Annotated in this window: 7 protein-coding genes; 2 read left to right on the forward strand and 5 right to left on the reverse strand. The window is 71.0% G+C overall.

The window, feature by feature from the left end:
- From WML84_RS10425 to deoC, 5 genes are all read right to left on the reverse strand, one after another.
- Positions 1–2,378 (reverse strand): UvrD-helicase domain-containing protein (locus tag WML84_RS10425; RefSeq protein ID WP_347346078.1); only part of this gene is annotated, 2,378 nt, incomplete at its 3' end.
- Positions 2,379–2,613: 235 nt separating this feature from the next.
- Positions 2,614–4,005 (reverse strand): MFS transporter, encoded by a 1,392-nt coding sequence (locus WML84_RS10430; protein WP_347346079.1) that lies wholly within the window; start codon positions 4,003–4,005, stop codon positions 2,614–2,616.
- Positions 4,005–4,715, reverse strand: coding sequence for a purine-nucleoside phosphorylase (gene deoD, locus WML84_RS10435; protein WP_347346080.1), 711 nt, complete (start codon positions 4,713–4,715; stop codon positions 4,005–4,007). Before deoD ends, WML84_RS10430 begins: the two co-directional genes overlap by 1 nt.
- 47 nt (positions 4,716–4,762) lie before the next feature.
- A complete protein-coding gene (locus WML84_RS10440; RefSeq protein WP_347346081.1) occupies positions 4,763–6,436 on the reverse strand; it encodes a phospho-sugar mutase in 1,674 nt (557 codons plus the stop codon).
- A gap of 5 nt (positions 6,437–6,441) precedes the next feature.
- On the reverse strand, positions 6,442–7,095 hold the full coding sequence (gene deoC, locus WML84_RS10445) for a deoxyribose-phosphate aldolase (RefSeq protein ID WP_347346082.1): 654 nt from the start codon (positions 7,093–7,095) through the stop codon (positions 6,442–6,444).
- A gap of 156 nt (positions 7,096–7,251) precedes the next feature.
- On the opposite strand from deoC, the gene WML84_RS10450 reads away from it, so the two are divergent.
- Together WML84_RS10450 and WML84_RS10455 are read left to right on the forward strand one after the other, a co-directional pair.
- Entirely contained in the window at positions 7,252–8,187 is a 936-nt protein-coding gene (locus WML84_RS10450; protein WP_347346083.1) for a sugar-binding transcriptional regulator, read from the forward strand.
- 69 nt (positions 8,188–8,256) lie between these two features.
- Positions 8,257–8,658 (forward strand): YccF domain-containing protein, encoded by a 402-nt coding sequence (locus WML84_RS10455; protein WP_347346084.1) that lies wholly within the window; start codon positions 8,257–8,259, stop codon positions 8,656–8,658.
- The last annotated feature ends 6 nt before the right edge of the window (positions 8,659–8,664 follow it).

Raw genomic sequence — 8,664 nt, forward strand, 5'->3', positions numbered from 1 at the left:
CCCTCGCCGGTCACGGCATCCACGCGGCCCTCGCCGAAGTCGTCGTGCCGGATGCGGTCGCCCGCGGCCAGCTCGAGATCGCCGTTGTCGCGCAGCTTCGCCGGGATGCGGTTCGCGAACTGGCCCGTCACGGCCGGCTTGTCGCGTCGCGGCAGCGGCACCAGGTCGTCGCCGTAGCGGCCGGCGCCGGAGCGCCCCCCGAAGCCGCCCGGGCGGCGGGCGTTGAGCGCCCGCGACTGCGTGCCGCCGCGCGAGTTGACGTCGCCCGGCGACTGCCGCCAGTCGACGAGCTCGGCGGGGATCTCCTGCAGGAACCGGCTCGGCATCGCCACGGTCACCTCGCCGAACTGGGCGCGCGTCATCGCGAGCGACAGGTACAGGCGCTTGCGCGCCCGCGTGATGCCGACGTAGAACAGCCGCCGCTCCTCCTGCGGACCGCCGGGCTCGCCCGCCGAGATGCGATGCGGGATGAGGTCCTCCTCGACGCCGGTGACGAACACGGCGTCGTACTCGAGGCCCTTCGCGGTGTGCATCGTCATGAGCGACACCGACCCGGACGCGTCCTCGAGGTCGTCGGCGTCGGACACGAGGGCGACCTCGGTGAGGAAGTCGAGGATCGTCCCCTCGGGGTTGTTGCGCGCGAACTCGCGGGTGACCGCGACGAGCTCGTCGAGGTTCTCGAGCCGCGCCTCGTCCTGCGGGTCCTTGCTGCGGCGGAGCGCGTCGAGGTAGCCGCTCTTGCCCAGCAGCAGCACGAGCCCGTCGGTCACCGCCGTCGGCGGCGCGATCTCGCCCGACGGGGGCAGCATGAGGGCGGACGCCTCGGCCAGCACCGCGTCGAGCTGCGTGATCGCCGCCTGGATCTTCGGACCCACGCCGAGCACCGACGCGTTGGCGAGCGCGTCGCGGAACGTGATCTGCTCCTCGGCGGCGTAGCGGGCGATGGCCGACTCGGTGACGTCGCCGATCCCGCGCCGCGGCTTGTTGAGGATGCGCCGCACCGCCATCTCGTCGGCGGGGTTCGCGATCGCGACGAGGTACGCGAGGGCGTCCTTGATCTCGGCGCGCTCGTAGAACTTCGTGCCGCCCATGATCTTGTACGGCACGGCCGACCGGATGAAGATCTCCTCCAGCGCTCGCGACTGCGAGTTGGTGCGGTAGAACACCGCCATCTGCGAGTAGTCGACGCCCCCGCGGTGCAGCGCGTTGACCTCGTCGGCGACGAACTGCGCCTCGTCGTGCTGCGAGTAGCCGGTGAACCCGACGATCCGCTCCCCCGCGCCGACGTCGGTCCACAGCTTCTTGTCCTTGCGGTCGAAGTTGTTGCCGATGACGGCGTTGGCGGCCGACAGGATGTTCTGGGTCGAGCGGTAGTTCTGCTCGAGCAGCACGACCTTCGCACCCGGGTAGTCGCGCTCGAACTCGGTGATGTTGCGGATGTCGGCACCGCGGAACGCGTAGATCGACTGGTCGGAGTCGCCGACGACGGTGAGGGATGCCGCGTCTTCGGCCGCCGGCTCGGGCTCGAAGATCATCATGCCGCCGCTCGAGGCGATGGGCGCGGCATCCGCCCCGGCCGGCCTCGTGAGCTCGTGGATCAGCGCGTACTGCGCGTGGTTGGTGTCCTGGTACTCGTCGACGAGGATGTGCCGGAACCGGCGCCGGTACACGTCGGCGACGTGCGGGAACGCCCGGAACAGGTACACGGTCTGGGCGATGAGGTCGTCGAAGTCGAAGGCGTTCGCCCGCTGCAGCGACCGTTGGTAGTCGCCGAAGATCTCGACGAAGATGCGCTCCGCGGGGTCTGACAGGTTGGCCTGCCGCGCGTAGGACTCGGCATCGGCCAGCTCGTTCTTGAGCTTCGAGATGCGGCTCTGCACGCCGGCGGGCGTGAGGCCGAACGCGTCGCCCTCGTGCTCCTTCACCAGGCGCTTGACGAGCGCGCGCGAGTCGCCCGAGTCGTAGATCGTGAAGCTCTTCGTGAACCCGAACTGGTGGGCCTCGCGGCGGAGGATCCGCACGCACGCGGAGTGGAACGTCGAGATCCACATGCCGCGCGCGCTGTCGCCGATGAGCTGGGCGACGCGCTCGCGCATCTCGCCGGCGGCCTTGTTCGTGAACGTGATCGCGAGGATCTGGCTCGGCCACGCCTCCTTGTTGCGCAGGAGCGAGGCGATGCGGTGGGTCAGCACGCGGGTCTTGCCCGACCCGGCGCCGGCGACGATGAGCAGCGCCGGGCCCCGGTACGTGACCGCCTCGCGCTGCGGCGCGTTCAGCCCCTCGAGCAGGTCGGCATCGGGGCGCGCGCCGGCCGCCCCCCCGCCGACGACGAGCGGGACGGACGCCGGAACGGGCACGAGCGCAGGGATGTCTGACATGACCCACCAAGTCTAGGTCGGGCCGCCGACACCGACCTCCGGCATCCTGCCCCGCCTCGCGACCCCGGTGCCTCTCGCCCGTCCCCGCCGACCTCCACGGCCGCCGAGTCACTGCCCGAGCACCGGGTCACTGCGCTGCAGCACAGTGACCCGCCGGCAAGGCAGTGACTCGCGCGGGCCGACAGTGACTCACGCGCGCCGCGACAGTGACCCGACGCGCGCGAGTCGGGACGGGTCAGTGGATCGCGACCTCCGTCTCGGGCACGTCGTCGCGGTGCAGGACCTTCGAGAACGACAGGTACATCACGGTCGCGAGCGCCGCGACCAGCGCGAGGATCATGAGCACCGACGCGAACGGCGCCCCCGCCTCCGACGAGACCCCGCTCATGAACCGCAGGTCGAGCGAGAGCAGCTGGAACGTGTAGGCGATGCCGATCGGGACCGCCATGTTGATCGTGAGGTTGTAGAACCCGATCGCGACCCCGGACTTCTCCGGCGGGATGCCGCGCACCGCGGTGCTCACGAGCGGCGCGTACATGAGCGCGAACCCGGACGGGAACAGCGTCATCGAGACGACGTAGAGGATGCCCGGCGCGTCGACGAAGAACGCCGGCAGCAGGAGCGCGACCGTGATGAGCAGCAGCGCCAGCACGATCGCGCGGTGCGAGTCGAGCACGCGCGCGATCGCGCCGCTGAAGACGCCGACGAGCACCGCGCAGACGTAGCCCGGGATGAGGAGCAGCGACGACTGCGCCTCGGCGATGCCGTGCAGGCCGTTCATGAGCACCGGGAACGTCACGACGTAGCCGAGCTGCACCGAGTACATGACGAAGACCACGAGCAGCACGAGCGTGTACCGCTTGTTCGCGAAGAACGCGGGCGTGATGAGCGCCTTGGGGTTGCGGGCGATGTGCCACGCGAACACCGCGATCGCCGCGACGGCCGCCACGAGGTACAGCCACTGGAACGCCTGCAGGAACATGATGATGCCGCCCGCGGCCACCGCGATGAGGAACAGGCCGAAGACGTCGAGGCTCGACGAGCTGGTCTCTTCGTCGGGCACCGTCTTGAACACGACCGGCAGCGCCAGGAGCGGGAGCAGCGCGACGAGGAACAGCACCGGCCACGCGACGTAGGTGGCGATGAAGCCGCCGCCGACGACGCCGAGCAGGAGGGAGAGCTGGAACGCCGCGGTGCTGAAGCCCAGGTACGTCTTCTGCCGGTCGCCCTTGAAGTGCTTGGTCACCCAGATGACGTACAGCGTCTCGGCGGCGGCGAGACCGGCCGTCTGGATGATGCGCCCGGTGAGCACGAGCGGCCAGATGCCCTGGAACGCGAACCCGACGATCGAGCCGGCGCAGATCAGCAGGATCGCGAAGATCGTGAGCTTGCGGATGTTGATCGCGTCGGCGAGCGCCGAGTAGACGACGGCGCCGATGCCGATCAGGATGCCGGGGATCGTCGCCTGCAGCCCGGCCTCGTTGAGCGTGATGCCCAGCGACTCCGAGATCGGCTGGCTGACGTACTTGAACCCGTTGTCGATGACGAGCGAGAAGACGAACACGGCGAGCAGGATCGGCACCGCCCGCCTGGCCATCGTCTCGGTGACGATCTTCTTCTCACTCATCACGCCAGCTCCAATGCGATCTCGATCATGGCCCCGAAGGCGGTCTGCCGCTCCTGCGGCGTGGTCTGCGCGTGCGTCAGCAGGTTGTCGCTGACCGTGAAGATCGCGAGCGCGTCGACGCCCGCGGCCGCGGCGTTGGCGAACAGTCCCGCCGACTCCATCTCGACGGCGAGGATGCCGAGCCGCTTCCACGGCTCGAGCGCCTCGCTGTTCGCGTTGTAGAAGATGTCCGACGACAGCACGTTGCCCACGTGGGTGCGCTGCCCGCGCTCGTCGGCGGCGCGCTTGGCCTGCTCGAGGAGCCGGTACGACGACAGGGGCGCGTACGTGCCGGGCACGCCGAACTGGTGCAGGTAGTTCGAGTCCGTCGACGCGCCCTGGGCGATCACGACGTCGTACAGCTCCATGCCCTCCTGCAGCGAACCGCAGCTGCCGACCCGCACGAGGTTCTTCACGCCGAAGAAGTGGATGAGCTCGTACGTGTACAGCGAGATAGAGGGGATGCCCATGCCGGTGCCCATGACGGACACCGGCGTGCCGCGGTACGTGCCGGTGAAGCCGAGCATGCCCCGGACCTCGTTGAACTGACGCACGTCGTCGAGGTACGTCTCGGCGATGAACTTCGCGCGCAGGGGATCGCCGGGGAGGAGGATCGTCTCGGCGATCTCCACTCCGTGCGGATCGATGTGGGGTGTGCTGGTCGTCGTCATCCAGGGACTCCGTCGTTTCGGGATGTGGGCGGTCGGGTGCCGCGGGGTCAGAAGCCGAGCGCGGCGGTCACGTCGGCACGGATGCGGTCGAGGCGCTCGGCGGCCGCGGCACGCGGCACCTCGTCGCCGTCGCAGGGCAGGACGGCCTCGAGGTAGCACTTGAGCTTCGGCTCGGTGCCCGAGGGACGCACGATCACGCGGTCGCCCGCCTCGGTGAGGTAGAGCAGCCCGTCGGTCGGCGGCAGCTCGGCGCTCCCCTCCGCGAGGTCCTGCGCGGTCACGACGGGCGATCCGGCGAGCTGCGCGATGCCGTTCGTGCGCAGGCGCGCCATGCCGTCGGCGATGAGCGAGAGGTCGGAGACCCGGAAGCTCAGCGGTCCGGTGGCGTGCAGGCCGTGCCGGCGGGCGAGGTCGTCGAGCAGGTCCTCGATCGTCCGGCCCTCGCGCGCGAGGTCGTCGACCAGGGTGGCGACGCGGATCATGGCGCCCACGCCGTCCTTGTCGTGCACGGCCTCGGGGTCGGTGCAGTAGCCGATGGCCTCCTCATAGCCGAAGCGGATGCCGGGGGTCCGGGCGATCCACTTGAACCCGGTGAGCGTGGCGGCGTGCTTCAGCCCGTGCGCGGCGGCGATGCGGCCGAGGAGGCGACTGGAGACGATGGAGCACGCGAGCGTGTCGCCCGGGCGCGTGTCGTCGGCCGCCGCCTGCTCGCCGAGGATCGCACCGATCTCGTCGCCGGTCAGCTGCCGCCACTCGCCCGTCCGCAGCGGGATGGCGACCGAGCAGCGGTCGGCGTCCGGGTCGAGGGCGATCACGACGTTCGCCGACACCTCGCGCGCGAGGTCGAGGGCGAGGTCGATCGCGCCCGGCTCCTCGGGGTTGGGGAACGCGACGGTCGGGAAGTCCGGGTCGGGGTCGGCCTGCGCGGCGACGACGTGCACGTCGCCGAACCCGGCCTGGCTCAGCGCCTGCTGTGCGACGCCGCCGCCGACCCCGTGCATCGGGGTCAGCACGATGCGGATGCCGGAGGGCTCGGGGTTCGTGCGACGCGAGGCGACGCGGTCGACGTAGGCGCGCACGACGTCGTCGCCGGTCGGCTCGATGCCCTGCGTCGACAGCGGCACCTCGTCGGCGGGCGGCGACGCGGCGATGCGCGCGGCGATCTCGGCGTCGGCCGGCGGCACGATCTGCACGCCGCGGCCGTCCTCGTCGGTGGCGCGGCCGCCCAGATACACCTTGTAGCCGTTGTCGGCGGGCGGGTTGTGCGAGGCCGTGATCATGACGCCGGCGTCGGCGTCGAGCGCGCGCACCGCGAAGGCCGTGAGCGGGGTCGGCAGCTGCTTGGGCAGCGTGAGCACCTGGGCGCCGGTGGCGGCCAGGACGCCGGCCGCGGCATCCATGAACGGGCTCGACCCGTGCCGGGCGTCGCAGCCGAGCACGACCCGTGCGCCGGGGCCGAGCGTGTCGAGCAGGTACTGCGCGAGTCCCGCGGTGGCCCGCGTGACGACGGCCACGTTCATGCGCGACTCGCCCGCGCCCACCGCGCCGCGCAGGCCGGCGGTGCCGAAGGTCAGCGGGCCGTTGAAGCGCGACGCCAGCTCCGCCTGCGCGGCGGGGTCGCGGGCCTCGGCCGCGTCGGCCAGGGCGGTCAGCTCGGCGCGCGTCGCGGCATCCGGGTCGTGCGCGACCCATGCGCGCGCCTGCTCGATCACGTCGGTCATGGCGCTCACCCCTCGAACCCGGCGAGGATCGCTGCCGAGGAGGAGAGGCCGAGGCGGGTGGCGCCGGCGTCGATCATCGCCCGCGCGGTCTCGGCGTCGCGGATGCCGCCGGACGCCTTCACGCCGAGGCGTCCGCCGACGGTCCGGGCCATGAGCTCGACCGCGTGGACGCTGGCGCCGCCCTCGGGGTGGAAGCCGGTGGAGGTCTTGACGAAGTCGGCGCCGGCGGCCTCGGACGCCTTGCAGCAGCCGACGATCTGGTCGTCGGTGAGCGCGGCGGACTCGATGATGACCTTCAGGACGACCGGAGCCGGACACGCCTCGCGCACCGCGCGGATGTCGGCCTCGACGGCGTCGAAGTCGCCGGTGACCGCGTTGGCGAGGTTGATGACCATGTCGACCTCGTCGGCGCCGCGCGCGACCGAGTCGGCGGCCTCGGCGGCCTTGATCGCGGGCTGGTGCGCGCCGGACGGGAAGCCGCACACCGTGGCGACCAGCACGCCGTCCGGCGTCTCGATCGGCAGCAGGCTGGGCGACACGCACACGGAGTACACGCCGAGCTCCGCGGCCTCGGCCACCAGCGCCCGCACGTCGTCGGCCGTCGCCGTGGGCTTGAGCAGTGTGTGGTCGATCATCGCCGAGACATCGTTCCGGTTCATCGCATCCCTCTTCGCAACAGTGCGGCCGGCTGCGGCGCGTGGGCTGCGTCGGCCACTGGTGAACACCTGTTCCCTGAACGGGGAACATCTGTGCATCATAGGATCGCAACGAACGTTCCGTCAATGGTCCGAGCGCGCACGTGGAGGGGGTGGCCGATGGATCCTCGCGAGGAGCAGGCGATCGACGCGGCCAAGCTGTACTACCGGCTCGGCCGCTCGCAGGACGAGGTCGCGCGCGCCCTCGGGGTGTCGCGTCCGACCGTGTCGAAGCTCATCCAGCTCGCCAAGGATCGCGGGTACGTCCAGGTGCACATCCGCGACCCGCGGGAGTCGGCCGCGGAGCTGGTCGAGCGGCTCCGCGAGCGGTACGGCCTCGCGGAGGTGCGCCTGGCGACGGGACCCGACCACGGCGACCTGCTGCAGCAGGCCGTGGGACGGATCGCCGCACGGCTCATCGAGGAGAACGTCCACGACGGCGACCTCGTCGGCCTCTCCTGGGGCAAGACGCTCTTCGCGGTGGCGCAGCAGCTGGTCCCGACCGCCCGTCACGGCGTCCAGATCGTCGAGCTGAAGGGCGGCATCCCTCTGCACTCGCGACGCACGCGCGAGTACGAGACGATGACGTACTTCTGCGAGGCGTTCGACGCCCACCCGCGGGCCCTCGTGGTGCCGGTGCTGTTCGAGCACGCCGAGACCCGGCGCGCCGTCGAGGCCGACGCGCACGTCCGCACCGTGCTGGAGCTCGGACGGCAGGCGCCGACCGCGATCTTCACCGTCGGCGCGGCATCGCCGGATGCCACGCTCTTCGGCTCCGGGCACCTGTCGCCCGACGACCGGGAGTTCCTCCTCGCGCACGCGGCGGGCGACATCTTCTCGCGGTTCTACGACGACGACGGACGGGAGTGCCTGCCCGATCTCGCCGACCGCACGATCGCGCTGTCGCTCGAGGATCTGCGGGCCAAGGAGCGCCGCATCTGCGTCGCCGCCGGCCTCAACAAGGTCCGCGCCCTCGCCGTGGCGCTCGAGGCGGGCTTCGTCTCGCACCTCGTGACCGACGAGGCGACCGCGGAGCTGGTGCTGGCGCGCGGCTGATCCGGGGCCGATCCGAGCGCGGATCCCCCCGATGCCTCGAACCGGGCCCGAGCGCGCGACAATGGTCGTATGCGCACGCTCCTGAACATCATCTGGCTGATCCTCGCCGGATTCTGGCTCTTCCTCGGCTACCTGCTCGCCGGGGTCGTGCTGTGCATCCTGATCATCACGATCCCGTGGGGCATCGCCTCGTTCCGCATCGGCGTCTACGCGCTGTGGCCGTTCGGCCGGACGATCGTCGACAAGCCCACCGCCGGCACGATGTCGTTCCTCGGCAACGTCATCTGGGTCATCCTCGCCGGGTGGTGGCTGGCTCTCGGCCACATCGCCTCGGGCATCGCGCTGTGCATCACGATCATCGGCATCCCCCTCGGCATCGCCGACTTCAAGATGGTGCCGATCTCGCTCATGCCCCTCGGCAAGGACATCGTCCCCACCGACGGCGCCTTCGACGCCGCCGCGCGCCGCTGAGCCCGG

The organism is Microbacterium sp., assembly GCF_039812165.1.
Classification (GTDB): Bacteria; Actinomycetota; Actinomycetes; order Actinomycetales; family Microbacteriaceae; genus Microbacterium.